This window comes from Geodermatophilus sp. SYSU D00698, assembly GCF_054050335.1.
Map to the genome: position 1 here is coordinate 21,672 of NZ_JBJGZD010000027.1, position 25,480 is coordinate 47,151.

Here is a 25,480-nt window from a genome sequence, read left to right on the forward strand (position 1 = left end):
GGGGAATGAGCCTCCCGGCGGGCGCCGTTGCAGGGACCGTGAGCAGCACCGTCTCCAGCGCCCGCACGCGGGCCCCGCGCCGGCGGCCCCCGGGCCGGCCCGACGCCGCGCGACTAGGATCGACCGACGTGGCAGCCCGCCTCCGGGCGCCGCAGAGAGGACGGTCGGTGCCTGAGGAGACCCCGGGCGGGAACCCCGCCGTCGAGCCGGTCGAGACCCCGCGCGAGCAGGTGGTCGGGGCTCCGGTGGAGGTGCCCGAGGCCCGCGAGGGGGGCAGCCGCACCGAGGTCGCCGAGACCCGCGCGGAGCGCGACGCCCGCTTCGAGCGGGACGCGCTGCCCTACCTCGACCAGCTCTACCCGGCGGCGCTGCGGATGACCCGCAACCCCGCCGACGCCGAGGACCTGGTCCAGGAGACGTTCGTCAAGGCCTACTCCGCGTTCCACCAGTTCGCCGAGGGCACGAACCTCAAGGCCTGGCTGTACCGGATCCTGACCAACACCTACATCAACAGCTACCGCAAGAAGCAGCGGCAGCCGCAGCAGTACCCCACCGACCAGGTGCAGGACTGGCAGCTGTACGCGGCCGAGGAGCACAGCTCCAGCGGGCTGCGCTCGGCCGAGATCGAGGCGCTGGACCACCTGCCGGACTCCGACATCAAGGAGGCCCTGCAGCAGCTGCCCGAGGACTTCCGGCTGGCGGTGTACCTCGCCGACGTCGAGGGCTTCGCCTACAAGGAGATCGCCGAGATCATGGGCACGCCGATCGGCACGGTGATGTCCCGGCTGCACCGTGGCCGGCGGGGCCTGCAGAAGCTGCTGGCCGACTACGCCCGTGAGCGCGGATTCGTCCGCGCCGGAGCCGTTGAGGAGGGGCGGTCGTGAGCACCGAGCAGGAGCGTCCGGTCGAGATCGCCTCGTGCGACGACGTCCTGTCGCACGTCTTCGAGTTCCTCGACCGCGAGACCGACGACGCCCGCCGCGCCGTCATCGCCGAGCACCTCGAGGACTGCTCCCCGTGTCTGCGGCAGTTCGGCATCGAGCAGGAGTTCAAGGCGCTGGTCCGCCGCCGCTGCGGCGGTGACCCGACGCCGTCGGGCCTGCGCGAGCGGATCAAGATGCAACTGACCACCGTCTCCTTCGAGGAGGACGGCACGCAGATCAGCGTGGAGAGGGTCCGCACCGAGGTCGTCCGGACCGACTGGTCCGAGCAGGACTGACACCCGTACCGACGACCCCGTACCGACCCCGTACCGACGACGACGCCCCGCCCCGGTCCTCCGGGTGCGGGGCGTCGTCGTGTCCGGCCCGTCAGGGCCGTCCTCAGGCGTTGGGGCGCTTGCCGTGGTTGGCCTTGTTCCCCTTGCGGGAGCGCCGCTTGCGTCCACGCTTGGACATCGCTGCCCTCCTCTCGTCGTCGTGGTCCGGAGTGTCCGAGGTCGTACCCAGGGTCCCACAGCGGGTGAGGAGGCCCCCGCCCGGTGGCGTGGGTGTCGGCGGTGCGGGGCACGATGGCACGGAGACCGGGCGGACGGCCCGGCGCGGGGACGGGAGGCCGGAGAGCGTGGCCCAGCACGGGATCGAGAGCGTGCTCGTGGCGGGGCGGGGGCCCGCGGCGTGCGCGGTCGTCGCGGCCTGCTCCCGGCTCGACGTGAAGTCGGTGGCCGTCTACTCCGAGGCCGAGCGCTCGGCCCGGCACGTGCGCCTGGCCGACGACGCGGTGCTGCTCGGCCCGGCGCCCGCGGCGGAGTCCTACCTCGCCGTCGACCGGATCGTGGAGGCCGCCCGCCGCAGCGGTGCCCGCGCCGTGCTGCCCGTGCCGCCGGCGCTGGCCGGCAACGCCGCGCTGGCCGGGGAGGTCGCCGCCGCGGGGCTCACCTGGGTCGGCCCGCCCGCCGAGGTGCTCGAGCGGCTCGGCGGCGACGGCGTGGAGCCGGCCAGCGAGCACGGCCTGCTCGCCGTCGTCACCGAGGACGGGCTGCGCTTCCCGACGGCGGTCGCCCGCGACCGGGCGGCGGGCATCGCCCGGGTGTCCTGGACGCCCGACCCCACCGGCGACGTGCCGCCCGGCGCCAAGCGGCTGGCCGAGGTCGGCTGGCGCGGGCTGGTCACCGTCGGCGTCGCCGAGGACGGCGAGCTGGGGGAGGTCGCGGCCGGCTTCTCGCTCGACATGGCCGTGCTCGAGCGGGCGCACCGGGTGGACGCGGTCGACCTCGCGCTGGCCGCGGCGGTGGGCCGCCGTGCGCCGCGCCGCCGCACCCCCGACGAGCACCCGCCGCGGGCCGCGGTCGCCGTCCAGCTGCGCTCGACGCTGCCGCCGGGTCGGGCCGGCCGGGTGACCGGCACCCTGCCCTCGGCGGGCCGGCTGCGCGGCACGGCCGGGCGGACGGAGGTGGTCGCGGTCAGCGGCTACGACCCGGGCGACCGGCTCGACGGCTGGTACGACGCCCTGCTGGCCACCGTGAGCGCCGGGGCGCCCGACACCGCCACCGCCGCGCGGGCGGCCGCCGCCGCGCTGTCCGGGCTGCCCGAGACCGGCGTCCCGCACGACGGCGAGGAGGTCTGCGCGGTGCTGCACCGGCTGGCCGAGGGGGACCTCGCGCCCGGTTCGTGAGCGACGGCCGGGTCCCGGGGGCCCGTGCTTGGATGGGGGCTCCGCTCAGCGAGGAGGTGCCGCGTGGCAGTCGAGGAGATCCACGCCGAGATGGTCTCCAGCGTCTGGAAGGTGCTGGTGAGCCCGGGCAGCGAGGTCTCCGCGGGGGACACCCTGGTGATCCTCGAGTCGATGAAGATGGAGATCCCCGTGCTCACCGAGCGCGCCGGCGTCGTGCAGGAGCTGCACGTCGTCGAGGGCGAGGTGCTGCAGGAGGGCGACCTCATCGCCACCGTCGCCGACGCCTGACCGCCGTCCCGGCGGCTCAGGTCGCCCGGCGGGCCAGCTCGCCCAGGCGGTCCCCGAGCAGCCGGTACACCCCCGGGTGCACGCTCATGCCGACGTGGCTGGAGTCGACCTCGACGTTCTCGGCGTCGGGGTCCAGGCAGGCGTGCCAGTCGACGACCCAGTCGCTGCGCGAGTAGACCGAGAGGTACGGCACCCCGGCGGGGAAGGGGCGGGCCAGGTCCTCGGCCAGCTCCCCGGCGCACCCGCCGTCCAGGCAGTCGTCGCGGAAGAGCCCCGGCATCCCCGCGCTGCCCAGCGCGGCGACCAGCCGCACCTGCGCGGCCACCAGCGGGTTGATCGCCATGTGGTCGACGTTCGGGCTGCCGAGCGTGGCGATCCCGGCGACCCGGTCGGGCCGGCGCATCGCCACCAGCTTGGCGAACAGCCCGCCCCGGCTCTGGCCGACGATCGCCGCCGGCCGGCCCGTCCGGTCGGTGAACTCGACCAGGCGGCGCTCCAGGCGCTCCACCGCCAGGCGGGTGCAGTCGACGTTGACCCGGATCTGCGAGGTGCACGTCCGGTAGCCCCGGGCGCGCAGCCAGCGCTCCAGCACCGACAGCGACGGGTCCCCGGCCAGGAAGCCGGGCACCAGCAGGACCGGCAGGCCGCCACCGCGCGGGACGCCGTGCCCCCGCCACACCGGGGAGCGGGCCAGCGCCGCCGCCTCGCGCCACGGCCGCTGCGCGGCGAGCAGCGCCGCCACCGGGGACGCCCCGATCCACGGGGGAACCTCCCGGTCCGGTGTCCGGGAACGGTGCGCCGTCGTCTGCATCTCGGGTCCTCGCTCCCTCGACGGTCCGCTGCAGGAGAGTGTGACCCCTGACACACTGATCCACACGGCCGGGGCGCGGCACCCCGCCGTCCCCCCGAGGAGGCCAGCGGACGTGAAGCAGCTGTCGGGTCTGGACGCGACGTTCCTGCACCTCGAGACGTCCGCGCAGTTCGGGCACGTCTCGAGCCTGTCCATCTACTCCCGCCCGGACGACCCCGGCTACCGGCCCTACGACGCGTGGCGGGCGCAGCTGGAGCAGCGGCTGCACCTGCTCGAGCCGCTGCGCCGGCGCCTGGTCGAGGTGCCCCTGGGCCTGGACCACCCGTACTGGATCGCCGACCCGGCGTTCGACCTGGACTTCCACGTCCGGCACACGGCCGTCCCGCCGCCCGGCAGCGACGACCAGCTCGCCGCGCTGGCCGCGCGCCTGGTCTCCCGGCCCCTGGACCGGCGCAAGCCGCTGTGGCTGTCCTACGTCATCGAGGGCCTGGCCGACCGCCGCTTCGCCGTCCTGACGATCGTCCACCACGCCACCATCGACGGGGCCTCGGGCGTGGAGCTGATGACGCTGATGCTCGACGACACCCCCGAGGGCAGCCGGACGCCGCCCGAGGCCGGACCGTGGACGCCGGAGCGGCCGCCCGGGGACCTCGAGATGCTCGCGCGCGGGGCGCTCGGCCTCGCCCGCAAGCCGGCGCGCGGGGTGCTGCTCGCCGCGTGGAGCGCCCGCGAGATCGGCCGGGCCACGCGCAACCCGGTGCTGGTCCGCGCGGCGAACGACGTCCGCCGCAGCCTGCGCGGGCCGCTGGGCACCGTGCTCAACCTCGGCCGGCACCGCCCCGAGGAGCCCGACCAGCCGCCGCCGGTGCCCAGCGTCCGGCCGCCGCGCACGCCGTTCAACGGGCCCATCACCCCGCACCGGAAGCTCGCCATCCGGTCGACGTCGCTCGACGTCGTCAAGCAGGTCAAGACCGCGCTGGGCGCCACCGTCAACGACGTCGTCATGGCCGCCTGCGCCGGTGGCCTGCGCACCTGGCTGGACCGGCGCGGGGCGCTGCCGTCGGACCCGCTGGTGGCGCTGGTGCCCGTCTCCGTGCGGACGGGGGAGGAGACCGACCGCTGGACCAACCGGGTGTCGATGCTCTCGGCCGTCCTGCCGACCGACGAGCCCGACCCCGTCCGCCGCGTCCGGCGCGTGCACGAGGCGATGAGCAGCAGCAAGGAGATCTTCTCCGCGCTGCCGGCCGAGCGGCTCACCGACTTCGCCGAGTTCCCGCCGCCGGCGGTCTTCGCGCGGGCGATGCGGCTCAGCGCCCGGCTGCGGCTGGGCTCCCGCCTGAGCCCGGGCAACCTCGTCATCTCCAACGTGCCGGGTCCGCGCACGCCGCTCTACGCCGCGGGCGCGCGGCTGGAGCACTACTTCCCGGTCTCGACGATCGTCGAGGGGCAGGGCCTCAACATCACGGTGCAGAGCTACCTCGACCGCCTGGACTGGGGCCTGGTGTCGTGCGCCGAGCTGCTCCCGGACGTCGACGTGCTGCTCCGCGACATCCTCGACGACCTGGACGCCCTCGCCGCCGCGGCCGGCGTGCAGGTGCCCGCGCCGGAGGCGGCCGCGCCCGCACCGCGCCGGCCCGCCCGGTCCCGCAGCGGCCCGGCCCGGGCCCGGCGCTGAGGGCAGCCGGTCAGAGGTCGCGGGCGTAGACCAGCAGGTCGATGCCGGGGCGCGGCGCCCAGTCGCGCCCGGGCAGCCGGGTGAAGCCGAGCCGGGCGTAGAGCCGGTGCGCGGCGGCCATCACCGGGTCCGTCGAGAGCAGCATCCGCCGCTTGCCGGCCGCGCGGGCCCGGCGCAGGCACTCGGTCACCAGCAGCTCCCCGACGCCGCGGCCGCGCGCCTCCGGGGCGACGACGAGCATCCGGAACGCCGCCTCCTCCGGCGACTCGGTGACCTCCCCGAAGTCGCCGTCGAGCACCAGCGCCACCGCGCCCACGACCCGGTCCCCGTCACGGGCGACCACCAGCTGCGACCGGGCGGCGCGGCCCGCGACGTCGGCCAGCTGCGGCAGGTACTCGTCGGAGGCCAGCCGCTCGTCCCGGTAGACGCCGACGGTCAGCGCCGCGATGGCCGGCCAGTCGGCGGGGACGGCGTCGTCGACGGTCACGGGCGGGGGGACGAGGGACGGTGCGGCCACGGGTGCCCAGCCTAGGCGGGCGCCCGACCTACCCTCGGGACCGATGAGCACCCTCTCCGAGCGCCTGCACCGCGGCGCGGCGACCGCCCCGTCGCAGGTCGAGCACGCCCGCCGCCTGGTGGCCGACTGGCAGCTGCTGGCCGACCTGGCCTTCGCCGACCTCACCCTGTGGGTGCCGCTGCGCACCGGCGCGTGGTGGTGCGTGGCCCAGGTGCGCCCGCTCACCGCGCCGACCAGCCAGCCCGAGGACCTGGTCGGCAGCGAGGTCGACGGCCCCGACGCCGACCCGTTCCGGCTGGCGCACCGCGAGGGCCGGCCGGTGACCGAGGGGGAGCCGGACTGGTCGGGCACGAGCCCGCGACGGCGCGAGGTCATCCCGGTGCGGCACGACGGCGTCGTCGTCGCGGTGCTGGCCAAGGACACCAACCTCGCGGTGACCCGGTCGCCGTCGACGCTGGAGCTGACCTACCTCGACATCGCCGCCGACCTCTGCCTCATGGTCTCGGCCGGCACCTTCCCGCCGGAGAAGCTGCTCGACGCCGAGATGAGCCCGCGGGTGGGGGACGGGCTGGTCCGCCTGGACGCGGCCGGCCGCGCCGTCTACGCCAGCCCCAACGCCCTGTCGGCCTACCGGCGGCTCGGGGTGACCGGCGACCTGTTCGGCACGGACCTGGCGAAGGTGACGCGGGCGGCGTCGTCGGACCGGGTGGCGGGGGAGGCGGTCGCGGCCACCATCGCCGCCGCCGTGGCCGGGCGCTTCCCCGACCCGACCGACGTCGTGGGGCGGTCGGCGACGCTGCTGGTGCGCGCGCTGCCGCTGCAGGCGCCGGGCGCCGAGGAGGGCGCGCTGGTGCTGGTCCGGGACGTCACCGACCTGCGCGACCGCGACCGGGCACTGCTGACCAAGGACGCGACGATCCGCGAGATCCACCACCGCGTGAAGAACAACCTGCAGACGGTCGCCGCGCTGCTGCGGCTGCAGGCCCGGCGGATGACCGAGCCGGCCGCGCGGGCGGCGCTGGAGGAGTCGGTGCGGCGGGTGGCCTCGATCGCCGTCGTGCACGAGACGCTGGCGGGCAGCCGGGAGGACGTGGTCGACGTCGACGACGTGCTCGACCAGGTGCTGCCGATGCTCGGCGACCTCACCTCGATCGGCCCGGCGGCGCGCACCCGGCGGGTGGGCGCCTTCGGCGAGCTGCCCGCGGCCACCGCGACGCCGCTGGTCATGGCGGTCACCGAGTTGCTGCACAACGCCGCCGAGCACGCCTTCCCGGCCGACGGCCAGCCCGGCTCGATCGAGCTGGTGGCCGAGCGCGACGGCGACGACCTGGTGGTGCGCGTCCGCGACGACGGCCAGGGGCTGCCGGAGGGGTTCGACCCGGCGCGGAGCGACGGCCTGGGCCTGGAGATCGTGCGGACGCTGGTGAGCAGCGAGCTCGGCGGGTCGCTGCTCATGCGGACGCCGGAGGAGCCGCCGGGTCCCGGCCGGCCGGGCACCGAGGTGGTCCTCGAGCTGCCCGGGGCGGGGCACCCCCGCCGTTAGGGAGTGCCCGTCGCGGTGTCGGCCGGCAGGCAGTCGTCGCCGAAACGGCGCGAGGCCGGTCCCCGCCCGGGGGACCGGCCTCGCGCCGTTGCTCGGCCGGCGGGTGCCGGCAACTGCTGCGTCAGGCGCGGACGCGGGTGCGGGACTGACGGCGCTTGAGAGCACGCCGCTCGTCCTCGGACAGCCCGCCCCACACGCCGGAGTCCTGACCCGAGCGCAGGGCCCAGTCGAGGCAGGACTCGACGACCGAGCAGCGGCGGCAGACCGCCTTCGCCTGCTCGATCTGCACGAGGGCGGGGCCGGTCGTCCCGATGGGGAAGAACAGCTCCGGGTCCTCGTCCCGGCAGAGCGCGCGGTGGCGCCAGTCCATGTCTGTGCACTCCTCGGTGTCGACTACATTGCTCGCAGATCGCTGACATCGGGCCGCATGCGCGGGCGCGACACCGGTTGCCCAGCGCCTCGTTCCAGCGACCGCCCACCGCTTGTTACCGGCAGGTTGCGTTCCTCTCGCGATGTTTTCACCTGAGGAACTCGTGTCAAGCGCACCGGGGCCCTGGGTCGACCCCTCGTGAGCAAGCTCACCACGGGCGTGCTAGGGGCGCCACTCGGCGGCGCGGTGGTGCACGACACAGCTCCCGAGGCGTGTCCTCCGGGCGCCGTGAGGGGCCCGCGCGCTAGGCGATGACGGAGAGCGCCGACGGCACCGACCGCACGCGCAGCCCGGTCGCCGTCCCGAGGTGGTCGCCGTCGAGCTGCCAGCCCTGCGGGCGCGACGCCCGCAGCTCGAAGCCGGCCAGGTCGTGCAGGCGGTGCACGCCGCGGCCGCGCGCGTCGGGGCGGCGGGCCAGCACCTGCCGGGTGGTGTGCAGCATCCGCAGCACGCCCATCCGGCCCAGGGCGAACACGTCGAGGCCCGCCTCGAAGGAGGCCTCGGGGCTCGGGTTGACCGGCCGGGAGCCCAGGTAGGTCCACGGGCTGACGTTCGACACCAGGCAGAGGAACAGCCCGTCGAGGTCGGGCGAGCCCGGGACGCACAGCGTCACGGCGGGACGGCGGCGCTCGCGGCCGAGGACGAACGCGAGGGTGGCCTCCCGGACGTAGAGCGCCCCGGTGGAGCGGCGGCCGCGCGCCCGCTGCGCCTCCACCCGGGCGATGACGTCGGCGTCGAAGCCCAGGCCGGCGGCGAAGACGAACCAGCGCGGATCGGTCCAGCCGGGGTCGGCCGCGGCGTCGACCTCGGCGACGGCGGTCGCGACGCCCGGGTCGACCCCGCGCGCGGGCGCGGTGCTGGTGCCGGTGGCGCTGGCGGTGCCGAGGGAGACGCGGCGGGTGCGCCCGGCGCGCAGCGAGTCGAGGATCTCGCCGGTGGCCTCGACCGGGTCGCGGGAGCGGCCCAGGGCCCGGGAGAAGACGTTGGTCGAGCCGCCGGGGACGACGGCCAGCGTCGGCACGTGCTCACCCGGCCCGTCGGCCAGCAGACCGTTGACCACCTCGTTGACGGTGCCGTCCCCGCCGAGCGCGACGACGACGTCGATCCCGTCGGCCAGCGCCTGCCGGCCCAGCTCCCGGGCGTGCCCGCGGTGGGTCGTCTCGGCGAGGTCCACCTTGAGCTCGCTGGCCAGCGCGCCGACCAGCACGTCCCGGACCCGCCCGGTGGTCGTCGTCGCCGCGGGGTTGGCCACCACGAGCGCACGCATGGGGTCAGGCTAGCCAGCACCCGGCCGCCCGACGGGCACGGACGGGACCTCGCGTGACCGGTGACGCGTAGCCTCGCTCCTGTGACGGACGAGGACGCGACCCGCCGCCCCAGCCGGGCCGAGCGGCTCCTCGGCGGCGCCGCGCAGCCCTCCGCCCGACCGCCGCGGCCGGGTCGGCCGGAGGCCCCGCCCGCGGTCGTCCGGGCGGCGCTGGTGGCCGCGATCGAGGCGGCCCTGCTGATCGGCGGGGCGCTGGTCATCCTGTGGCTGACCCTCACCAGCGACCCCGACAGCGTGGCCCGCGCGCTGGCCGAGGTGGTCTACGTCGGCATCTTCGGCGCCGTCCTGGCCGCGGCCGCCGTGGGCCTGCGGCGGCTGTCGGGGTGGGCGCGGGGACCGGTCGTCGTCCTGCAGATCCTGCTCGGGCTGTTCGGCTACAGCACCGCGTTCCCCGGCGGCCAGCCGCTGCTGGGCATCCCGCTGATCGTGCTGGCGGTCGCCGAGCTGTACCTGCTGTTCACGCCCGAGGCGCGGCTGGCCTTCCTGGACCGCTAGACGACCGGGCGCTAGACGACGAGGTCGACGACGTCGGCGATCGAGTCGAGGACCCGGCTGGGCCGGAACGGGAAGCGGCCGACGTCGGCGGCGGTGGTCGAGCCGGTGAGCACGAGGATCGTCTCCAGGCCCGCCTCGATGCCGGCGACGACGTCGGTGTCCATCCGGTCGCCGACCATCACCGTGCTCTCCGAGTGCGCGTCGATCCGGTTCATCGCGCTGCGGAACATCATCGGGTTGGGCTTGCCGACGAAGTAGGGCTTGGCGCCGGTCGCCTCGGTGATCATCGCCGCGACCGACCCGGTGGCCGGCAGCGGCCCCTCCGGCGAGGGCCCGGTGACGTCGGGGTTGGTGGCGATGAACCGCGCGCCGGTGCCGATCAGCCGGATCGCCCGGGTGATCGCCTCGAACGAGTAGGTGCGGGTCTCGCCGAGGACGACGAAGTCCGGGTCGGTGTCGGTGAGGGTGTAACCGGCCTCGTACAGGGCGGTGGTCAGCCCCGCCTCGCCGATGACGTAGGCCGAGCCGCCGGGCAGCTGGGTGGACAGGAAGTCCGCCGTCGCCAGGGCCGAGGTCCAGATGGAGGTCTCGGGCACCTGCAGGCCCGAGCGCGACAGCCGGGCGGACAGGTCGCGCGGGGTGAAGATCGAGTTGTTGGTCAGGACGAGGAAGCGGCGGTCCTGGTCCACCAGCCGGGCGAGGAACTCGGCGGCGCCCGGGAGGGCCTGGCCCTCGTGCACGAGGACGCCGTCCATGTCGGTCAGCCAGCACTCCGCGGGGCCGCGCTCGATGGTCACCGCGTCAGCCTGCCGCATCGCGCCGGTCGGCCGCGAAACCGGCCAGTGCCCGGTCGGTGAGCCGGAACACCGTCCACTCGTCCATCGGGACCGCGCCGGCGGCCCGGTAGAACGCGATCGAGGGCTCGTTCCAGTCGAGCACCGACCACTCCAGCCGGTCGTAGCCGCGCTCGACGCAGGTGGCGGCCAGCGTGCGCAGCAGCTCCCGGCCCAGGCCGCTGCCGCGGTGCCGCGGCTGCACGTAGAGGTCCTCGAGGTAGATCCCGTGCGTGCCGCGCCAGGTGGAGAAGTTGAGGAACCACAGCGCCGTCCCGACGACGGCGCCGTCGCGCTCGGCGACGTGCCCGAACAGCGCGGGGGAGTCGCCGAACAGCGCGGTGTGCAGCTGCTCCTCGGTGAGCCGCACCTCGTGCGCCGCCTCCTCGTACTCGGCGAGCTCGCGCACCAGGCCGACCACCGCGGGGACGTCGTCGGGACGGATCGGGCGGACCGTCACGTCAGCACCTCACGGAGGCGGGCCGGCACCAGCCGGGCGAGGGGGGACAGCAGGGGGACCAGGACCGGCGCCAGCAGGTAGCCGTAGGCGAGCACGCAGCCGGTGACGACGGGGACGGTGGCGAAGCCGATCACCAGCGCGACCGCCGCGGCGACCAGGCCGTAGGGCCGGCCGCTCTTCGGGCTGACCAGCGAGCGGAACGAGCGGAACCGAACGGTGCTGACCATGAGCAGCGCCGGGACGGCCACGATGAGCAGCACCCACAGCCGGTCGCGGCCCTGCATCTGGTCGCCGAAGGCGAACACCGAGGCCAGCACGACGCCGGCCGCGCCGGGGCTGGGCATGCCGGTGAAGTACCGCTTGTCCGCCGTCGGGTCGATGGTGGTGTTGAAGCGGGCCAGCCGGATCGCGGCGCACGCCACCCAGAGGAAGCACACGACCCAGCCCAGCGGGTCCCACTCGTCGCGGCCCTCGGAGAACAGCGTGAACGCCAGCAGCGCGGGGGCCAGGCCGAAGGACACCAGGTCGGCCAGCGAGTCGAACTGCAGGCCGAAGGCGCTCACCGCGCCGACCAGCCGGGCGACGGCGCCGTCGGTGATGTCGAACAGCACCGACAGGCCGATGAGCACCGCGGCGAGCGTGTACTGGCCGCGGATGGACACGAGGATGGCGGCGAAGCCGCACATCATGTTGCCCAGGGTGAACAGGCTGGGCAGGGTCGCCAGCGCGCGCCGGCGGCTGCCGCGCACCGACCCGCGGACGAACTCGACCGTGGCCGTGCGCCGCGTGGGGGTCGGCCGCCCCTCTCCCGAGGCGGTACTGGGCACAGCGGGCCCCTCAGCCCGCGGCGGGCCAGCGGGCGATGACGGTCTCCCCGCCGCGCACCCGCTGCCCCTTCCGCACGGTGAGCGTGCAGCCGGCCGGGACGAAGACGTCCATCCGGGAGCCGAACTTCATCAGGCCGAAGCGCTCGCCGGTGGCCAGCCGCCGGCCGACGCCGGTGCGCGTGACGATGCGGCGGGCCAGCACGCCGACCAGCTGCCGGAAGACGACGGTGCGCTCGCCCTCCGGGTGGTCCTCGCGCAGCCACAGCTCGCTGCGCTCGTTGCGGTGCGCCGACTCGGCGCGGTAGGCGGCCAGGAAGCTGCCCCTGCGGTAGGAGCTCTCGACGACCTCGCCGCGGTAGGGCGAGCGGTTGACGTGCACGTCGACCACCGAGAGGAAGACGCTGACCTGCTGCCACCCGCCCTCGGGCTCGGGCTGGGGCGCGACCCCCTCCTGCGGCTCGCCGGCGACCATCACCACGCCGTCGGCGGGGGAGAGGACGACGTCGGCCGGCGGCTCCTCGCGGTCGCAGGCGCGCTCGGGGTCTCGGAAGAACAGGACCATGTAGGCCGACAGGGCGAGGAACGGCCACGCGGCGAGCCGCGCCCAGCGGCGCCCGCGGGCCGCGCCGGCAGCGGCCAGCAGCGCGGCCGGGGCCAGGGGTCCGGTGATGAAGGGCCACCCGGCCCGGTCGATGCGCATCGAGGTCCGACGGTACCGGGGGCGGCCGGGTGGCCCGTCCACCCGCCGGGGAGGCCGGTGGGCGGGTCGCGGCGTCAGACGGCCGGGGTGGTGACGTTCACCAGCCAGCGGATCCCGAACCGGTCGGTCACCTGGCCGAAGGTGTCGCCCCACACCTGCTTCTCGAGCGGGACGTCGACCTGCCCGCCCTCGGCGAGCTGCTCGAACCAGCGGGTCAGGGTCTCGGTGTCGTCGCCGGACAGCGAGACCGACACCTTGTCCGGCCCGCCGGCGTCGGGGTCGTGGCCGTCGGAGGCCATGAGCTCCAGGCCGTGCTCGGTGCGCAGGAAGGCGTGCATGACGCCGTCGTCGGGGAACTGGTCGCCCCCGCCGCCGACGTCGCCGAAGGTCATGACGTCCAGGTTCCCGCCGAAGACGGAGCGATAGCGCTCCATCGCCTCGCGGGCGTTGCCGGAGAAGTGCAGGTAGGGGTTGAGCCGGACGGCCATCGCGTCTCCTCGGGTCTGGGGTGGCGGGGTGCAGACCGGGCGGGGCGGCGGGACTCATCGGTCCCGGGGACGCCGACGGCCGGTGGGCGGGTGCCCACCGGCCGTCGGGACGTGGTGTGCGGCCTCCCTGCAGGGGCCCGCCGCGAGCGTGCGAGGGGTGGGGGCAGGGAGGTCCTTCGTCAGGCCGCGGCCTTGGTCTCCCAGAAGATCCGGTCGATCTCGGCGATGTAGTCGAGGAGCTTCTGGCCCTCGGCCGGGTCCATGCTGCCCTTGCCGCCCGCGGCGCCGGCCTGCTTGGTGGCCTTGTTGAACAGCTCGTGCAGCTGCGGGTACTTCTCGAAGTGCGGCGGCTTGAAGTAGTCGGTCCACAGGACCCACAGGTGGTGCTTCACCAGGTCCGAGCGCTGCTCCTTGATGAGCACGCAGCGCTGCTTGAAGACCTCGTCGTCGCTGGCCTGGTACTTCTCCTGGATGGCCTTGACGGACTCCGCCTCGATGCGGGCCTGGGCCGGGTCGTACACGCCGCACGGGAGGTCGCAGTGCGCGGTGGCCTCCATGGCGGCGAACACGCGGCTGAGCAGCATGTGCCTACCTCCGATGTCGCGGGATCTGGTCGTCTGCGACCCTACTCGCGGTGATCACCCCTCACACGGGCGAGCGTCCCGTCCCGCCGCTGCCCGCGGTGTGGGTCCTCGCGCGGGTCACCGGCCCCTCGATGACGCCGACGGTCCGGCACGGTGACCGGCTGCTGGTCCGCCGGCTGCGGCGCGGCCGGGCCCGGGTGGGCGACGTCGTGCTGGCCCGTTTCCCGGCCCGCCCGGACCTGCTGGTGGTCAAGCGGGTGCACCGGCTGCTCGACGGCGGCGCCGTCGACGTCCGCGGGGACAACCCGCTGGTGACCGACGACAGCCGGGCCTACGGGCCCGCGGTCGCCGTGGGCCGGGTCGTCCTCCGGCTGCACCCGCGCCCCGGCCGGCTGGCCGGGGCCCCCGCCGGCTAGGCGCCGGCGCGCTGCTGCGCGTACCAGGCGCGGCACTCCTCCATCGTCGGCAGGATGCCCTGCTCGCGGGCCTGCGCCAGGGTGGGCGCGGCCCGGTCCTTGTCCGAGAGCCGGACCTCGACGTCGTCCGGCCACGGCAGGCCGAGCTCGGGGTCCGTCGGCGAGACGCCGAACTCGCGGCCCGGGGAGTAGCCCGAGGAGACCAGGTAGGTGACCGACGAGCCGTCCTCGAGGGAGAGGAAGGCGTGGCCGAGGCCCTCGGCGAGGAAGACCGCGCGCGGCTGCTCCGCCTCGAGCAGGACGGCGTCGGAGACGCCGAAGGTGGGCGAGCCGACCCGGACGTCGACGACGACGTCGAGCACCCGTCCCGCCGGGCAGTACACGTACTTGGCCTGCCCCGGCGGCACGAGCGCGAAGTGCACGCCGCGCAGCACGCCGCGCGCCGAGACGCTGTGGTTGGCCTGGGCCAGCGGCAGCGCCCACCCGGTGGCGGCGGCGAGCACGTCGGCGCGGTACCACTCGGTGAACCGCCCCCGGTCGTCCCCGTGCGGCACCAGGTCGAGGACGTAGCTGTCCGGGACGGCGAGTTCTCGGATCTCCACGGCCGCACGGTAGCGAGCCCCCTGCCCCGCGCGGGGGTCGGCGGCCGGGCGACGGAGGTCACAGCACTACCCTGTCGAGGCCATGAGCGCAGCGACGGGCTCCGCCGGGGACAGTGCCGACCGCTTCAGCGGGGACGCGGCGTTCGCCGTGCACGAGGGCGGCAAGCTCGCGGTGCGCCCTACCCGGCCGATCGAGACCCGCGAGGACCTCGCGCTCACCTACACCCCGGGCGTCGCCCGCGTCTCGAGCGCGATCGCCGCGGAACCCGCGCTGGCCCGCCGGTTCACCTGGGCCCCGCGGGTGGTCGCGGTGGTCTCCGACGGCACCGCCGTCCTGGGCCTGGGCGACATCGGCCCGGCCGCGGCGCTGCCGGTGATGGAGGGCAAGGCCTGCCTGTTCAGCGAGTTCGCCGGGCTGTCGGCGGTGCCGATCGTGCTGTCGACCACCGACGTCGACGAGATCGTCGAGACCGTCGCCGCGATCGCGCCGTCGTTCGGCGGGATCAACCTCGAGGACATCAGCGCCCCGCGCTGCTTCGAGGTCGAGGACCGGCTGCGCGAGCGGCTCGACGTGCCGGTCATGCACGACGACCAGCACGGGACGGCGATCGTCGTGCTCGCCGCGCTGCGCAACGCCGCCCGGGTCACCGGCCGCACCCTGGCCGACCTCCGGGTGGTCGTGGCCGGCGCCGGCGCGGCGGGCATCGCCTGCACGAAGATCCTGCTCGGCGCCGGGGTCGGTGACATCTGCGTCGCCGACTCCCGCGGCGTGCTGCACACCGGCCGCGAGGACCTGACGCCGGTGAAGCGCTGGGTCGCCGAGAACACCAACCGCTCGGGGTACGCGGGCACGATGACCGGCGCGCTCGAGGGTGCCGACGTCTACCTCGGCCTGTCCGGCGGCTCGGTGCCCGAGGCCGCGATCGCCTCGATGGCGCCCGGCTGCATCGTGTTCTCCCTGGCCAACCCGACGCCGGAGGTCGACCCGGAGATGGCCGCGCGCCACGCCGCCGTCGTCGCCACCGGGCGCAGCGACCTGCCCAACCAGATCAACAACGTGCTGGCCTTCCCCGGGGTGTTCCGCGGCGCCATCGACGCCGGCGCGACGGCCATCACCGAGGAGATGAAGCTGGCCGCCGCCGAGGCGATCGCCGGCGTCGTCGGCGACGACCTCGCGCCCGGCCACGTGGTGCCCAGCCCGCTGGACCGGCGGGTGGCCACCGCGGTCGCCGAGGCCGTGGCCGCCTGCGCCCGGGAGCAGGGCGTCACCCGCTGAGCGCCGCCCGGCGGGGCCGGTAGACCAGGTCGAGGACGCCGGCGAGCAGCCGCTCGGCCACCGGGCGGGGGAGGGCGGCCACCAGGGCGTGCACCGGCGCCATCCGCTCGGGCAGCCGGCCGCCTCCGACACCGGCGACCTCCAGCAGCGCGTCGACCTCGGCGACGGTGAGCGCCGCGGGGTCGATGGTGGCGGCCGCCGCCACCAGGGCCGGGTCGGCCACCGGCGGGGGCAGCGCCGCGGCCGCCCGGGCGGCGTCGGCGAGGTCGGCGAGCAGGGCGTCCACCCGGCCGGCCGTGGCGCCGGTGACGGTGAGGTGCAGCGTGGCCGGCAGGTCCGCGCCGCCGGGCTGGGCGAACGGCGGCTGCGGCTGCAGCAGCCAGCCGCGGGCGGTGGCCTCGTCGGCGAGGTTGAGCACGTCGACGCCGTCCGGGCCGTCCTGCGCCAGCGCGACCAGCGTGGCCACCGGCGTCCCGACCACCCGCAGGCCGGGGATCGCCGCCGCGCCCTCGGCGAGCGCCACCGTGGCCGCCCTGGTGGCCCGCGCCAGGTCGGCGTAGCCGTCGCGGCCCAGCCACCGGTGCACCGCCCACGCGGCGGCCATCGGCCCGGCCGGGCGGGTGCCGGCCAGCGTCGGGTTGACCACCGGGTAGCCGGGCCAGCCGGCGGTGCTGAACCAGTGCCCCTGCCGCATTTCGGGCTCGGCGGTGAGCAGCACCGAGACGCCCTTGGGCGCGTAGCCGTACTTGTGCAGGTCCACCGACAGCGAGGTCACGCCGGGCACCGACAGGTCGAAGGGCTCCGGGACGTCGTCGAGGAAGGGCAGCACCCAGCCGCCGATGCAGGCGTCGACGTGGCAGGGGACGCCCGCGGCGGCGGCCAGGGCGGCCACCTCGCCGACGGGGTCGAGCACGCCGTGCGGGTAGGACGGCGCGCTGACGACCAGCAGCGCGGCGCGGGCGTCGAGGGCGTCCGCCACCGCGGAGGGGAGCGCCCGGCAGGTGACCGGGTCGACGGCGACGTCGGCCACCTCGAGGTCGAACAGGTGCGCGGCCTTGCGGAACGCGGCGTGCGCGGTGACCGGCAGGACCAGCCGCGGCCGCCCGGTGCCGCCGCGCGCCCGCCACCGCTCGCGGGCGGCCAGCACCGCCAGCAGGCAGCTCTCGGTGCCGCCGCTGGTGACCGTGCCGACCGTCGCCGGCCCGCCGCCGAGCAGGTCGGCCGCCGCGCCCACCAGGTCGTCCTCGATGCGGGCGACGCTGGGGAAGGCGGTCGGGTCGAGCGCGTTGGTCCACTGGAACGCGGCCTGCGCGGCCGCGGCGAGGTCCTCGACGCCGGCCAGCCCGGAGTCGTAGACGTAGGCCATCGTCGAGCCCCCGTGGGTGGGCACGTCGCCGGCCTGCAGCGCGGTGAGCTCGGCCAGCACCTCCTGCGGCGTCACGCGGGGACCTCCTGGGGCCGGGCGGGGACGGGGTGGAGCCGGTAGCGGGCCAGCACCGGCAGGCTGGCCAGCACGAACAGCGCCGGGACGACGGTGAAGCCCAGCCGGACGGCGAGCACCGCGCCGCCGGACTGGACGGCGTCGCCGCCGGTGGAGGAGACGTAGCCGGCCGCGGCGAGCAGCAGCCCGAGCAGGCCCGGCCCGACGGCGAGACCGAGCGTCTCGGCCGCCGTCCACACGCCGGTGAAGACGCCGGCCCGCCGGCGGCCGGAGGCGGCCTCGTCGGCGGCGACGACGTCGGGGAGCATCGCCAGCGGGAACATCTGCATGCCCGCGTAGCCGACCCCGACCAGCACGACCAGCGCGACGGCCGGCCCGGTGCCGCCGGTGCCGACCAGCGCGAGCGCCCCGGCCCCGGCCGCGAACAGCGCCGAGGACACCAGCAGCCCGGTGCGCTTGCCCAGCCGCCGGCTCACCCGCAGCCACAGCGGCATGACGAGGATCGCCGGGCCCACCAGCGCGGCGAACAGCACCGAGCCGGCCGCGGCGTCGCCGAGCACGTGCTCGGAGTAGTAGGGGACGCCGGCGAGCATCACCCCGATCCCCAGCGCCTGGACGACGAAGCCGGTGAGCAGCACCCGGAACGGCCGGGACCGCCAGGCGACGACGAGCGTGGCGCCCAGGCGCCCCTCGCTCCCGACGCGGGTGAGGGTGGGCGCCCGCCGCGTGCCGGCCACGGCGCCGAGCATCCCGGCGGCCAGCAGCACCGCCACGAAGACCGCCATGGCCAGGTGCCCGGCTCGCCCGCCGCCGGCCAGGTCGACCACCGCGGGCGCGCCGGCGCCGGCGAGCAGGATGCCCAGCGCCAGCGCGGCCACCCGCCAGGACATGAGCGTCGACCGCTCGCCGGGGTCGTCGGTGATCTCGGCCGGCTGGGCCACGTAGGGCACCTGGAAGCAGCCGTAGGCGGTCGCGGCGAGCAGGAAGGTGACCGCCACCCACGCCGCGGCCGCCGCGGGCGGGGCGCCGGGGCCGGCGAACACGAGGACGAACAGCGGCGGCAGGGCGAGCCCGCCGGCCAGCATCCACGGCCGGCGCGGCCCCCAGCGGCCCGCCGTCCGGTCCGAGCGGCTGCCGACCCACGGGTTGAGCAGCACGTCCCAGGCCTTGGGCGCGAACACCACCAGCCCGGCCAGCCCGGCGGCGACGCCCAGCTCGTCGGTCAGGTAGTGGAGCAGCAGCAGGCCGGGCACCGTGCCGAAGGCCGCCGTCCCGATCGAGCCCAGGGCGTAGCCGAGGTGGGTGCCCCGGGACAGGCGCGGTGCGACGGCGGTCACAGCGGGGGACCGTAGCCGCCGTCGGCGCGGCACGGTCTCGGAACCCTCCCCGGGTTCCACCGATGAGGGACGGGCCGCCGGGCGGTCCTCCCCGTGTGGCCCCGCGACGGCGCCCGGCCCCGCCCACCCAGGAGGCGACCATGGACCCCGACCCGAGCACCCCCACCGCCCCCGAGGCCCGCACGGCGGCGCTGCGCAGCCTCGACCGGCTCGTCGGCACCTGGACCGTCTCGGGCCCCGGCGGCCCGCGCGGGGAGGTCCGCTACGAGTGGATGGACGGCGGCAACTGGCTGGTCCAGCACGTGGACCTGCGCGGCGACGACCCCACCCGCGGGGTGGAGTACATCGGCTGGGACGAGGCCGCCGGCGAGCTGCGCTCGCACTACTTCGGAGCCGGCGGGGAGCTGCTCGAGTACACCTACCGGGTCGAGGACGACGTCCTCCGGATCTGGTTCGGCGGCACCGACTCCCCGGCCCGCTACGAGGGGCGCTGGAGCCCCGACGGCACGGTCAACGAGGGCGCCTGGCGCTGGCCCGGCGGCGGCTACGAGTCCACGATGACGCGCGCCGGCTGACCTCGGCCCGGCACGGTCCCCGCGCGGGCCCGGGCCACCAGGGACACCACCCCCACGCCGACCGCGGCGCGGCGGGCCGGGGCCCACGCGGCAGCCAGCAGCACCGGGCACCAGAGCAGCCACTCCCAGCCCTCGAGGACCGGGGCCGGTGGCGGGGGAGGGGCAGGAGGCAGCCGGTCAGCACCAGGCCGAGCAGCAGCGGCGAGGCGACGAGCAGGAACAGGCCGCTGGCAGCCGGGTGGACTCGCCGGCACCGGAGGCGGCGAGCCAGGCGACGCAGCCGTAGGACGCGACGACCAGCAGCGGCGCCCGGTCCCACCGCCGTCGCCGGGGCCGCCAGTGGGGCCGGCCCGAGTCGACGCCCGTCCACAGCGCCGCGGCGACCACCCGCAGCGCGCCGGCGAGCAGCGGCTGCCACCAGCGGGTGTGCCAGATGTGCGTGAGTCCGTGCGTGGCGCGGCCGGTACGGATCCCCTGTACGGGTGAGACTCGCGCCAGCGATGACTCCTGGCACCGACGGCCGTCCTTCCACTGGACGGCGAGGACTCGGCGTCGGCGGGCCGGCAAGGGCAACGAGAGGGATCCAGGTGACCGAGATCAAGCAGGACGTGGACGCGCGCGTCCAGACCGAGCGCACCCGACTGCTCCACGTGCTCGACGGGCTCGACGAGGAGCAGTGGGACACCCCCAGCCTGTGCGCCGGCTGGGCGGTGCGAGACCTCGTCGTGCACCTGCTCATGCCGTACGAGCTCTCGGCACCCCGGTTCCTGCTGATGATGCTGCGCGCCGGATTCGACTTCGACCGCGCCGCCGACCGCTGGGCGACCACGGACACACGGACACCGGCCGAGGTGGTCGCCGGCCTGCGGAAGACCGAGCACCGCACCTTCTCCGTGCCCGGCGCACCCGTCGAGGCGCCGCTGAGTCACCTGGTCATCCACGCCCAGGACGTCTACCGGCCGCTCGGGGTGCCATCCCCGACCGACCCGGGGAACGCCCGGGTCGCCCTCGAGCAGCTGACCAGCCCCCGCGCCCGTCGCTCGCTGCCGCCGGGCATCCTCGACGGGCTGGCGTTCTCGGCCACCGACACCGACTGGCACCACGGCGAGGGCGCCCAGGTCTCCGGACCGGCCACCGCGCTCCTCACCACCCTCTCCGGCCGAACCGCCGCCCTGCCCGAGCTCGCTGGTACGGGCGTGGCCGATGTGCGAGCGCGCCTGTAGCCGCCGGGCGCGGGAGCGCCAACGCGCACCACACCGCTCACATCGGGTAGCCGCACTCACGCACAGAGGATCACACCCTGCTGCCGACCTCAGCCGAGGCTGAGCAGGTCGGCCAGGTAGGGGTCCACGGTCTCGCGGACGCCGGTGTTGGCGTAGAGGGACCACACCGCGACGCCGAGGAACAGCGGCGCCAGCACCGCCTTCTCCAGCGTCGTCCCGGTGCGCATCGGGGTGAGCGCGAGCCGCCGCCGCTTGGCCAGCCACAGCACCGGCAGCGGCACGCCCTGCCTGGTGATCAGGTCGCCCGCGATGTGGGTCAGGACGCCGAGCCCCACCGCGTAGGGCAGCCACGTCGGTTGCGGGCTGTGCGCCAGCAGCAGCCAGGCGCCGCCGAAGGAGAGCAGCAGGTTGCCGACGACGGTGTTCTCCGCCCGGCCGGGGATGACGAAGTGCAGCGCCCGCAGCGCCAGCCCGATGCCCAGCGCCATGACCACGAGGCTGGCCCAGAACAGGTTCGCCGCGGCCAGCGCGAGCGCGCCGAAGGCCAGCGGCGCCAGGACGGCGTCGTGGGTGCCCCAGCGGTGCCCGCCGGCCAGCCGGCCGATCGCGCCGGAGGGCACGTCGGTCACCGGCCCCCACATGTCCGAGACCGTGGAGCCGGTGTGGTCGAGGTCGGGCAGCATGGCGAACCCGCCGACGGCGGCGACCCACGCGACCTGGGCGACGGTGCCCTCGACGGGCGCCCAGGGCAGGGTCGCCGCCCCGGCCGCGAGTCCGGACAGGGCGTGCGAGTGACCGAGCACGGACACAGCGTGCCGTCGTCCGCGGCCCGGCCGGCGCAGGCGCGCTCCGGAGACGACGAGATCGGCGGTCCGCCGCCTCCGGGTGGCCGGAGCGGGCGGGACCGCCGATCTCGTGAGGGTCCTTCGTCTAGTCGAGGTCGTCGACGTCGTCGGTGCCGCCGCGCGCCAGCCACGTGGCCAGCCGCTCGACCGGCACCTCGAAGTCGGGGTGCTGGTCGACGAAGGCCCGCAGCTGGTCGGCCAGCCAGGCGAGGGTCACCTGCTCCTCGCCGCGCCGGTCGGCCAGCTCCTCCAGCCCGCGGTCGGTGAAGTACACGCCGGGCTCAGTCCGCGAAGGCGCTCGCGATGAGCTCCTTCTGCTCCACCTCGTGGACCTTCGCCGAGCCGACCGCCGGGCTGGCCGAGGCCTTCCGGCTGACCCGCCGCAGCGTCCGGCCGCCGAGGTGCTCGGGGAGGTTGAGCGCCATGAACGACCAGGCGCCCATGTTCGCCGGCTCCTCCTGCACCCAGACCAGGTCCTGCGCGTTCGGGTAGCGGCCGACCGCCTCGGCGATCTGCTCGGCCGGCAGCGGGTAGAGCTGCTCGACCCGCAGGATCGCGGTGTCCGCGCGGCCCTCGCTCTCCCGCTGCGCGAACAGGTCGTAGGCGACCTTGCCGCTGCACAGCAGCACCCGGCGCACCGCGGCGTCGTCGAGCGGCTCGCCGCCGACACCCGGGTCGCCGAGCACCGGGCGGAAGCCCTCGTCGGTGAAGTCCGCGACCGGGCTGACCGCCGCCTTGGCCCGCAGCAGCGACTTCGGCGTGAACACGACCAGCGGCCGGTGCACGTCGGAGAGCGCCTGCCGGCGCAGCAGGTGGAAGTAGTTGCCCGGCGTCGAGCAGTTGGCGACGGTCATGTTGTTCTCGGCGCACAGCTGGAGGAACCGCTCGATGCGGCCGCTGGAGTGGTCCGGGCCCTGCCCCTCGAGGCCGTGCGGCAGCAGCATGGTCACGCCGGAGCGCTGGCCCCACTTGGCCTCGCCGGAGGAGATGAACTCGTCGATGACCATCTGCGCGCCGTCGACGAAGTCGCCGAACTGCGCCTCCCAGAGGACCAGCGCCTTGGGGTTGGCCACCGAGTAGCCGTACTCGAAGCCCAGCGCCGCGTACTCGGACAGCAGCGAGTCGTAGACGAAGAACTTCGCCTGGTCCTCGGCCAGGTGCGCCAGCGGCGTGTACTCGGCGGCGGTCTCCCGGTCGATGAGCACCGAGTGGCGCTGCACGAACGTGCCGCGGCGGGAGTCCTGACCGGCCAGCCGCACCGGCACGCCCTGCATGAGCAGCGACCCGAAGGCCAGCAGCTCGCCCATCGCCCAGTCGATGCCGCCCTCGCTGACCATCGCCGCGCGCCGCTCGAGCAGCCGCTTGAGCTTGGGGTGCGGGGTGAAGTCCGGCGGCAGCGAGACGTGCGCGTCGCCGATCGCCTTCATCACCTCGGGGGTGATGGCGGTGGCGACGGCCGAGACCTGCTGGGCCGGCTGGTCCATGACCGGCTGCGGCTTCGGGGTCTCGGTCGCGTCGTGGGTCTCGGCGAAGGCCCGCTCCAGCTGGTCGCGGTAGTCCTTCAGGGCCTCCTCGGCCTCGCCCAGCGTGATGTCGCCGCGGCCGACCAGCGCCTCGGTGTACAGCTTCCGGACCGAGCGCTTGCGGTCGATGATGTCGTACATCAGCGGCTGGGTCATCGACGGGTCGTCGCCCTCGTTGTGCCCGCGGCGGCGGTAGCAGACCAGGTCGATGACGACGTCCTTCTTGAACGCCTGCCGGTACTCGACGGCCAGCCGGGCCACGCGCACGCACGCCTCGGGGTCGTCGCCGTTGACGTGGAAGACCGGCGCGTTGACCATCCGCGCGACGTCGGTCGAGTACAGGCTCGAGCGGGCCGCGGCCGGGCTGGTGGTGAAGCCGACCTGGTTGTTGATGACCACGTGCACGGTGCCGCCGGTGCGGTAACCGCGCAGCTGGGACAGGTTCAGCGTCTCCTGGACGACGCCCTGGCCGGCGAAGGCGGAGTCGCCGTGCAGCAGGACCGGCAGGACGGTGAAGCCCTGCTCGCCCTTGTCGATCATGTCCTGCTTGGCGCGGGTGATGCCCTCGAGGACGGGGTTGACCGTCTCCAGGTGCGAGGGGTTGCTGGCCAGCGAGACGGCGATCTGGGCACCCGGCTCGAACGGGTTCTCGAAGGTGCCCTCGGCGCCGAGGTGGTACTTGACGTCGCCCGAGCCCTGGACCGTGCCGGGGTCGATGTTGCCCTCGAACTCGCCGAAGATCTTCGAGTAGCTCTTGCCGAGGACGTTGGCCAGCACGTTGAGCCGGCCGCGGTGGGCCATGCCGATCGCGACCTCGTCGAGGCCGTGGTCGGTGCCGGCGATGAGGACCTCGTCGAGGATCGGGATGACCGACTCGCCGCCCTCGAGGCTGAACCGCTTCTGGCCGACGTACTTGGTCTGCAGGAAGGTCTCGAACGCCTCAGCGGCGTTGAGCCGGCCGAGGATGTGCTTTTGCTTCTCCCGGTCGGGCTGCTCGGCCTTGAGCTCGATGCGCTTCTGCAGCCACTCGCGCTCCTCCGGGTCGGTGATGTGCATGTACTCCACGCCGACGGTGCGGCAGTAGGAGTTGCGCAGCACGCCGAGGATGTCGCGCAGCGGCATGACCTTCTCGCCGACGAACCCGCCGACGGGGAAGGGCCGGTCGAGGTCCCACAGCGTGAGGCCGTGCTGGAGGATGTCCAGGTCGGGGTGGCTGCGGACCTTGAACTCGAGCGGGTCGGTGTCGGCCATGAGGTGGCCGTTGCGCCGGTAGGACTCGATGACCTCGATGACCCGGGCTTCCTTGTCGATCTGCCCCTCGCGGCTCACCCGCACGTCCGGCATCCAGCGCACCGGCTCGTAGGGGAGGCGCAGCGACCGGAAGACCTCGTCGTAGAAGCCGTCCTCGCCGAGCAGCAGCTGGTGCAGCCGGCGCAGGAAGTCGCCGGACTCGGCGCCCTGGATGATCCGGTGGTCGTAGGTCGAGGTCAGCGTGATGATCTTCGAGACGCCGAGCTCGGTCAGCGCCTCGGGGCTCATCCCCTGGAACTCGGCCGGGTACTCCATCGCGCCGACGCCGATGATCGCGCCCTGGCCGGCGGTCAGCCGCGGCACCGAGTGGACGGTGCCGATGGTGCCGGGGTTGGTCAGGCTGATCGTGGTGCCGGAGAAGTCCTCGAGGGTCAACTTGCCGGCGCGGGCGCGGCGGATGACGTCCTCGTAGGCGCCCCAGAACTGGGCGAAGTCCATCTGCTCGGCGGCCTTGATCGAGGCGACGACGAGCGAGCGGGAGCCGTCGGCCTTCGGCAGGTCGATGGCGAGGCCGAAGTTGACGTGCTCGGGCTGCACCAGGGTCGGCTTGCCGTCGACCTCGGCGAAGGCCGCGTTCATGTTCGGGAAGTCGTCCAGCGCCCGGACCAGCGCGTAGCCGATCAGGTGGGTGAACGAGACCTTCCCGCCGCGCGAGCGCTTCAGGTGGTTGTTGATGACGATGCGGTTGTCGGCCAGCAGCTTGGCCGGCACCGCCCGCACGCTCGTCGCCGTCGGCACGGTGAGCGAGGCGTTCATGTTCTTGACGACGCTGGCCGCCGCACCCCGCAGCGGGATCCGCTTCGGGCCGTCGGCGGCGGCGGCCGGGGCGGGCTTGGCGGCCGGGGCGGGCCTCGCCGGGGCGGGCGCGGCCTTCGCCTTCTGGTCGGCGCGGTCGGCGGCCTGGTCGACCACGGTGGCCTCCGTGCGCTCGGGGACCGGGGTGGCGCGCGCCGGGGCCGGGGACGGCGCCGCGGGGGCGGCGGCCGGCGGAGCCGAGGCGGCGGCGTCGGCGGCCGCGGGGCGCTCGGGGGCGGCGGCGGGGGCCGGCTGCGCGGCGGCGCCGTTGCCGGCGGGGGCCTGCTCACGGTCGTCGCTCGCGGCGACCGGGCTGCCCGGCCGGTAGTCGGCGAAGAAGTCGTGCCAGGCCTGGTCCACGCTGGACGGGTCGGCGAGGTACTGCTGGTACATCTCCTCGACCAGCCACTCGTTGGTGCCGAAGCCCGCCACCGCGGAGGAGGACGAGGTGGTGGACGGTCGGGATGAGTTGTCGCGTGACACGGGGCGAGTGCCTTCTTCGTCGTCGGTGGACGTCGCTGGACCGGGGTTGGAGTCTACGCCCG

The 25,480-nt window shown here is 75.2% G+C and carries 28 protein-coding genes; 11 read left to right on the forward strand and 17 right to left on the reverse strand.

All coding sequences use genetic code 11. The features are described 5' to 3' along the window. Positions 1 to 167 precede the first annotated feature (167 nt). Both ACI8AB_RS19820 and rsrA read left to right on the forward strand, forming a co-directional pair. Positions 168 to 884, forward strand: coding sequence for a sigma-70 family RNA polymerase sigma factor (locus ACI8AB_RS19820; RefSeq protein ID WP_456951525.1), 717 nt, complete (start codon positions 168 to 170; stop codon positions 882 to 884). Then, complete coding sequence (rsrA, locus tag ACI8AB_RS19825; protein WP_456951526.1) at positions 881 to 1,219, forward strand: mycothiol system anti-sigma-R factor; 339 nt, start codon at positions 881 to 883, stop codon at positions 1,217 to 1,219. The genes ACI8AB_RS19820 and rsrA overlap by 4 nt, the downstream gene beginning before the upstream one ends. Positions 1,220 to 1,322: 103 nt before the next feature. Here rsrA and ACI8AB_RS19830 read toward each other — a convergent pair whose 3' ends face one another. Next, a complete protein-coding gene (locus ACI8AB_RS19830; protein WP_014377707.1) occupies positions 1,323 to 1,397 on the reverse strand; it encodes a 50S ribosomal protein bL37 in 75 nt (24 codons plus the stop codon). 166 nt (positions 1,398 to 1,563) lie between these two features. Between ACI8AB_RS19830 and ACI8AB_RS19835 the strand changes: the two genes are divergently transcribed. Continuing rightward, positions 1,564 to 2,613 carry a biotin carboxylase N-terminal domain-containing protein gene (locus ACI8AB_RS19835; protein ID WP_456951527.1) on the forward strand — a complete coding sequence of 350 codons (1,050 nt, stop codon included), beginning with the start codon at positions 1,564 to 1,566 and terminating at the stop codon, positions 2,611 to 2,613. Positions 2,614 to 2,676: 63 nt separating this feature from the next. Continuing rightward, entirely contained in the window at positions 2,677 to 2,901 is a 225-nt protein-coding gene (locus tag ACI8AB_RS19840) for a biotin/lipoyl-binding carrier protein (protein ID WP_387990214.1), read from the forward strand. A 16-nt stretch (positions 2,902 to 2,917) separates the two neighbouring features. On the opposite strand, the gene ACI8AB_RS19845 is transcribed toward ACI8AB_RS19840, so the two are convergent. Next, positions 2,918 to 3,643, reverse strand: coding sequence for an esterase/lipase family protein (locus ACI8AB_RS19845; RefSeq protein WP_456951528.1), 726 nt, complete (start codon positions 3,641 to 3,643; stop codon positions 2,918 to 2,920). Positions 3,644 to 3,824: 181 nt separating this feature from the next. Here ACI8AB_RS19845 and ACI8AB_RS19850 point away from each other — a divergent pair, with 181 nt between their 5' ends. Beyond that, complete coding sequence (locus ACI8AB_RS19850) at positions 3,825 to 5,387, forward strand: WS/DGAT/MGAT family O-acyltransferase (RefSeq protein ID WP_456951529.1); 1,563 nt, start codon at positions 3,825 to 3,827, stop codon at positions 5,385 to 5,387. A gap of 10 nt (positions 5,388 to 5,397) precedes the next feature. Here ACI8AB_RS19850 and ACI8AB_RS19855 read toward each other — a convergent pair whose 3' ends face one another. Then, positions 5,398 to 5,904, reverse strand: coding sequence for a GNAT family N-acetyltransferase (locus ACI8AB_RS19855; protein WP_456951530.1), 507 nt, complete (start codon positions 5,902 to 5,904; stop codon positions 5,398 to 5,400). Positions 5,905 to 5,947: 43 nt separating this feature from the next. On the opposite strand from ACI8AB_RS19855, the gene ACI8AB_RS19860 reads away from it, so the two are divergent. Next, the gene (locus tag ACI8AB_RS19860; RefSeq protein WP_456951531.1) at positions 5,948 to 7,447 is read left to right on the forward strand and encodes a sensor histidine kinase; all 1,500 of its coding nucleotides are present in this window, start codon (positions 5,948 to 5,950) and stop codon (positions 7,445 to 7,447) included. 121 nt (positions 7,448 to 7,568) lie between these two features. On the opposite strand, the gene ACI8AB_RS19865 is transcribed toward ACI8AB_RS19860, so the two are convergent. Both ACI8AB_RS19865 and ACI8AB_RS19870 read right to left on the reverse strand, forming a co-directional pair. Continuing rightward, positions 7,569 to 7,817 (reverse strand): WhiB family transcriptional regulator, encoded by a 249-nt coding sequence (locus ACI8AB_RS19865; protein WP_387990201.1) that lies wholly within the window; start codon positions 7,815 to 7,817, stop codon positions 7,569 to 7,571. 304 nt (positions 7,818 to 8,121) lie between these two features. Continuing rightward, the gene (locus ACI8AB_RS19870) at positions 8,122 to 9,144 is read right to left on the reverse strand and encodes a diacylglycerol/lipid kinase family protein (RefSeq protein ID WP_456951532.1); all 1,023 of its coding nucleotides are present in this window, start codon (positions 9,142 to 9,144) and stop codon (positions 8,122 to 8,124) included. 81 nt (positions 9,145 to 9,225) lie between these two features. Between ACI8AB_RS19870 and ACI8AB_RS19875 the strand changes: the two genes are divergently transcribed. Beyond that, the gene (locus ACI8AB_RS19875) at positions 9,226 to 9,699 is read left to right on the forward strand and encodes a hypothetical protein (RefSeq protein WP_387990195.1); all 474 of its coding nucleotides are present in this window, start codon (positions 9,226 to 9,228) and stop codon (positions 9,697 to 9,699) included. Between the two features lie 11 nt (positions 9,700 to 9,710). Here the strand turns inward: ACI8AB_RS19875 and ACI8AB_RS19880 are convergent, their stop codons facing one another. The 6 genes from ACI8AB_RS19880 to sodN all read right to left on the reverse strand — a co-directional run bounded on the left by ACI8AB_RS19880 (position 9,711) and on the right by sodN (position 13,591). After that, complete coding sequence (locus ACI8AB_RS19880; RefSeq protein WP_456951533.1) at positions 9,711 to 10,496, reverse strand: HAD-IIA family hydrolase; 786 nt, start codon at positions 10,494 to 10,496, stop codon at positions 9,711 to 9,713. A gap of 4 nt (positions 10,497 to 10,500) precedes the next feature. After that, entirely contained in the window at positions 10,501 to 10,992 is a 492-nt protein-coding gene (locus ACI8AB_RS19885) for an N-acetyltransferase family protein (protein WP_456951534.1), read from the reverse strand. After that, positions 10,989 to 11,819 (reverse strand): CDP-diacylglycerol--serine O-phosphatidyltransferase, encoded by an 831-nt coding sequence (pssA, locus tag ACI8AB_RS19890; protein ID WP_456903352.1) that lies wholly within the window; start codon positions 11,817 to 11,819, stop codon positions 10,989 to 10,991. The genes ACI8AB_RS19885 and pssA overlap by 4 nt, the downstream gene beginning before the upstream one ends. A gap of 10 nt (positions 11,820 to 11,829) precedes the next feature. Next, positions 11,830 to 12,519, reverse strand: a complete 690-nt coding sequence (locus ACI8AB_RS19895) for a phosphatidylserine decarboxylase (protein ID WP_456951535.1) — start codon at positions 12,517 to 12,519, stop codon at positions 11,830 to 11,832. Positions 12,520 to 12,593: 74 nt separating this feature from the next. Further along, a complete protein-coding gene (locus ACI8AB_RS19900) occupies positions 12,594 to 13,007 on the reverse strand; it encodes a VOC family protein (RefSeq protein WP_456951536.1) in 414 nt (137 codons plus the stop codon). Between the two features lie 179 nt (positions 13,008 to 13,186). Continuing rightward, complete coding sequence (gene sodN / locus ACI8AB_RS19905; protein WP_456903353.1) at positions 13,187 to 13,591, reverse strand: superoxide dismutase, Ni; 405 nt, start codon at positions 13,589 to 13,591, stop codon at positions 13,187 to 13,189. 50 nt (positions 13,592 to 13,641) lie between these two features. Between sodN and ACI8AB_RS19910 the strand changes: the two genes are divergently transcribed. Further along, positions 13,642 to 14,007, forward strand: coding sequence for a S24 family peptidase (locus ACI8AB_RS19910; protein WP_456951537.1), 366 nt, complete (start codon positions 13,642 to 13,644; stop codon positions 14,005 to 14,007). On the opposite strand, the gene ACI8AB_RS19915 is transcribed toward ACI8AB_RS19910, so the two are convergent. Continuing rightward, entirely contained in the window at positions 14,004 to 14,609 is a 606-nt protein-coding gene (locus tag ACI8AB_RS19915; RefSeq protein WP_456951538.1) for a dTDP-4-dehydrorhamnose 3,5-epimerase family protein, read from the reverse strand. The two genes, ACI8AB_RS19910 and ACI8AB_RS19915, sit on opposite strands and share 4 nt — an antisense overlap. An 82-nt stretch (positions 14,610 to 14,691) precedes the next feature. Between ACI8AB_RS19915 and ACI8AB_RS19920 the strand changes: the two genes are divergently transcribed. Further along, positions 14,692 to 15,885: an NAD(P)-dependent malic enzyme gene (locus ACI8AB_RS19920; protein ID WP_456951539.1), complete on the forward strand. Its 1,194-nt coding sequence runs from the start codon at positions 14,692 to 14,694 to the stop codon at positions 15,883 to 15,885. On the opposite strand, the gene ACI8AB_RS19925 is transcribed toward ACI8AB_RS19920, so the two are convergent. Together ACI8AB_RS19925 and ACI8AB_RS19930 are read right to left on the reverse strand one after the other, a co-directional pair. Then, the gene (locus ACI8AB_RS19925) at positions 15,875 to 17,326 is read right to left on the reverse strand and encodes a pyridoxal phosphate-dependent decarboxylase family protein (protein ID WP_456951540.1); all 1,452 of its coding nucleotides are present in this window, start codon (positions 17,324 to 17,326) and stop codon (positions 15,875 to 15,877) included. The two genes, ACI8AB_RS19920 and ACI8AB_RS19925, sit on opposite strands and share 11 nt — an antisense overlap. Continuing rightward, entirely contained in the window at positions 17,323 to 18,663 is a 1,341-nt protein-coding gene (locus ACI8AB_RS19930) for an MFS transporter (RefSeq protein ID WP_456951541.1), read from the reverse strand. Before ACI8AB_RS19930 ends, ACI8AB_RS19925 begins: the two co-directional genes overlap by 4 nt. 140 nt (positions 18,664 to 18,803) lie before the next feature. Between ACI8AB_RS19930 and ACI8AB_RS19935 the strand changes: the two genes are divergently transcribed. Both ACI8AB_RS19935 and ACI8AB_RS19940 read left to right on the forward strand, forming a co-directional pair. Further along, positions 18,804 to 19,238 (forward strand): hypothetical protein, encoded by a 435-nt coding sequence (locus ACI8AB_RS19935; RefSeq protein WP_456951542.1) that lies wholly within the window; start codon positions 18,804 to 18,806, stop codon positions 19,236 to 19,238. A 587-nt stretch (positions 19,239 to 19,825) separates the two neighbouring features. Beyond that, entirely contained in the window at positions 19,826 to 20,461 is a 636-nt protein-coding gene (locus tag ACI8AB_RS19940; RefSeq protein ID WP_456951543.1) for a maleylpyruvate isomerase family mycothiol-dependent enzyme, read from the forward strand. Between the two features lie 89 nt (positions 20,462 to 20,550). On the opposite strand, the gene ACI8AB_RS19945 is transcribed toward ACI8AB_RS19940, so the two are convergent. From ACI8AB_RS19945 to ACI8AB_RS19955, 3 genes are all read right to left on the reverse strand, one after another. Further along, the gene (locus ACI8AB_RS19945) at positions 20,551 to 21,264 is read right to left on the reverse strand and encodes a metal-dependent hydrolase (protein WP_456951544.1); all 714 of its coding nucleotides are present in this window, start codon (positions 21,262 to 21,264) and stop codon (positions 20,551 to 20,553) included. 127 nt (positions 21,265 to 21,391) lie between these two features. After that, the gene (locus ACI8AB_RS19950) at positions 21,392 to 21,580 is read right to left on the reverse strand and encodes a DUF6104 family protein (protein ID WP_387990157.1); all 189 of its coding nucleotides are present in this window, start codon (positions 21,578 to 21,580) and stop codon (positions 21,392 to 21,394) included. A gap of 7 nt (positions 21,581 to 21,587) precedes the next feature. Further along, complete coding sequence (locus ACI8AB_RS19955) at positions 21,588 to 25,367, reverse strand: multifunctional oxoglutarate decarboxylase/oxoglutarate dehydrogenase thiamine pyrophosphate-binding subunit/dihydrolipoyllysine-residue succinyltransferase subunit (RefSeq protein ID WP_456951545.1); 3,780 nt, start codon at positions 25,365 to 25,367, stop codon at positions 21,588 to 21,590. Between the last annotated feature and the right edge of the window lie 113 nt (positions 25,368 to 25,480).

What these genes read in the sequence shown, in the direction of transcription:
- ACI8AB_RS19900 (WP_456951536.1), bottom strand. Translation starts at nt 13,007, where the DNA reads ATGGCCGTCCGGCTCAACCCCTACCTGCACTTCTCCGGCAACGCCCGC.
- ACI8AB_RS19895 (WP_456951535.1), bottom strand. Translation starts at nt 12,519, where the DNA reads ATGCGCATCGACCGGGCCGGGTGGCCCTTCATCACCGGACCCCTGGCC.
- ACI8AB_RS19860 (WP_456951531.1), top strand. Translation starts at nt 5,948, where the DNA reads ATGAGCACCCTCTCCGAGCGCCTGCACCGCGGCGCGGCGACCGCCCCG.
- ACI8AB_RS19870 (WP_456951532.1), bottom strand. Translation starts at nt 9,144, where the DNA reads ATGCGTGCGCTCGTGGTGGCCAACCCCGCGGCGACGACGACCACCGGG.
- ACI8AB_RS19920 (WP_456951539.1), top strand. Translation starts at nt 14,692, where the DNA reads ATGAGCGCAGCGACGGGCTCCGCCGGGGACAGTGCCGACCGCTTCAGC.
- ACI8AB_RS19865 (WP_387990201.1), bottom strand. Translation starts at nt 7,817, where the DNA reads ATGGACTGGCGCCACCGCGCGCTCTGCCGGGACGAGGACCCGGAGCTG.
- ACI8AB_RS19935 (WP_456951542.1), top strand. Translation starts at nt 18,804, where the DNA reads ATGGACCCCGACCCGAGCACCCCCACCGCCCCCGAGGCCCGCACGGCG.
- sodN (WP_456903353.1), bottom strand. Translation starts at nt 13,591, where the DNA reads ATGCTGCTCAGCCGCGTGTTCGCCGCCATGGAGGCCACCGCGCACTGC.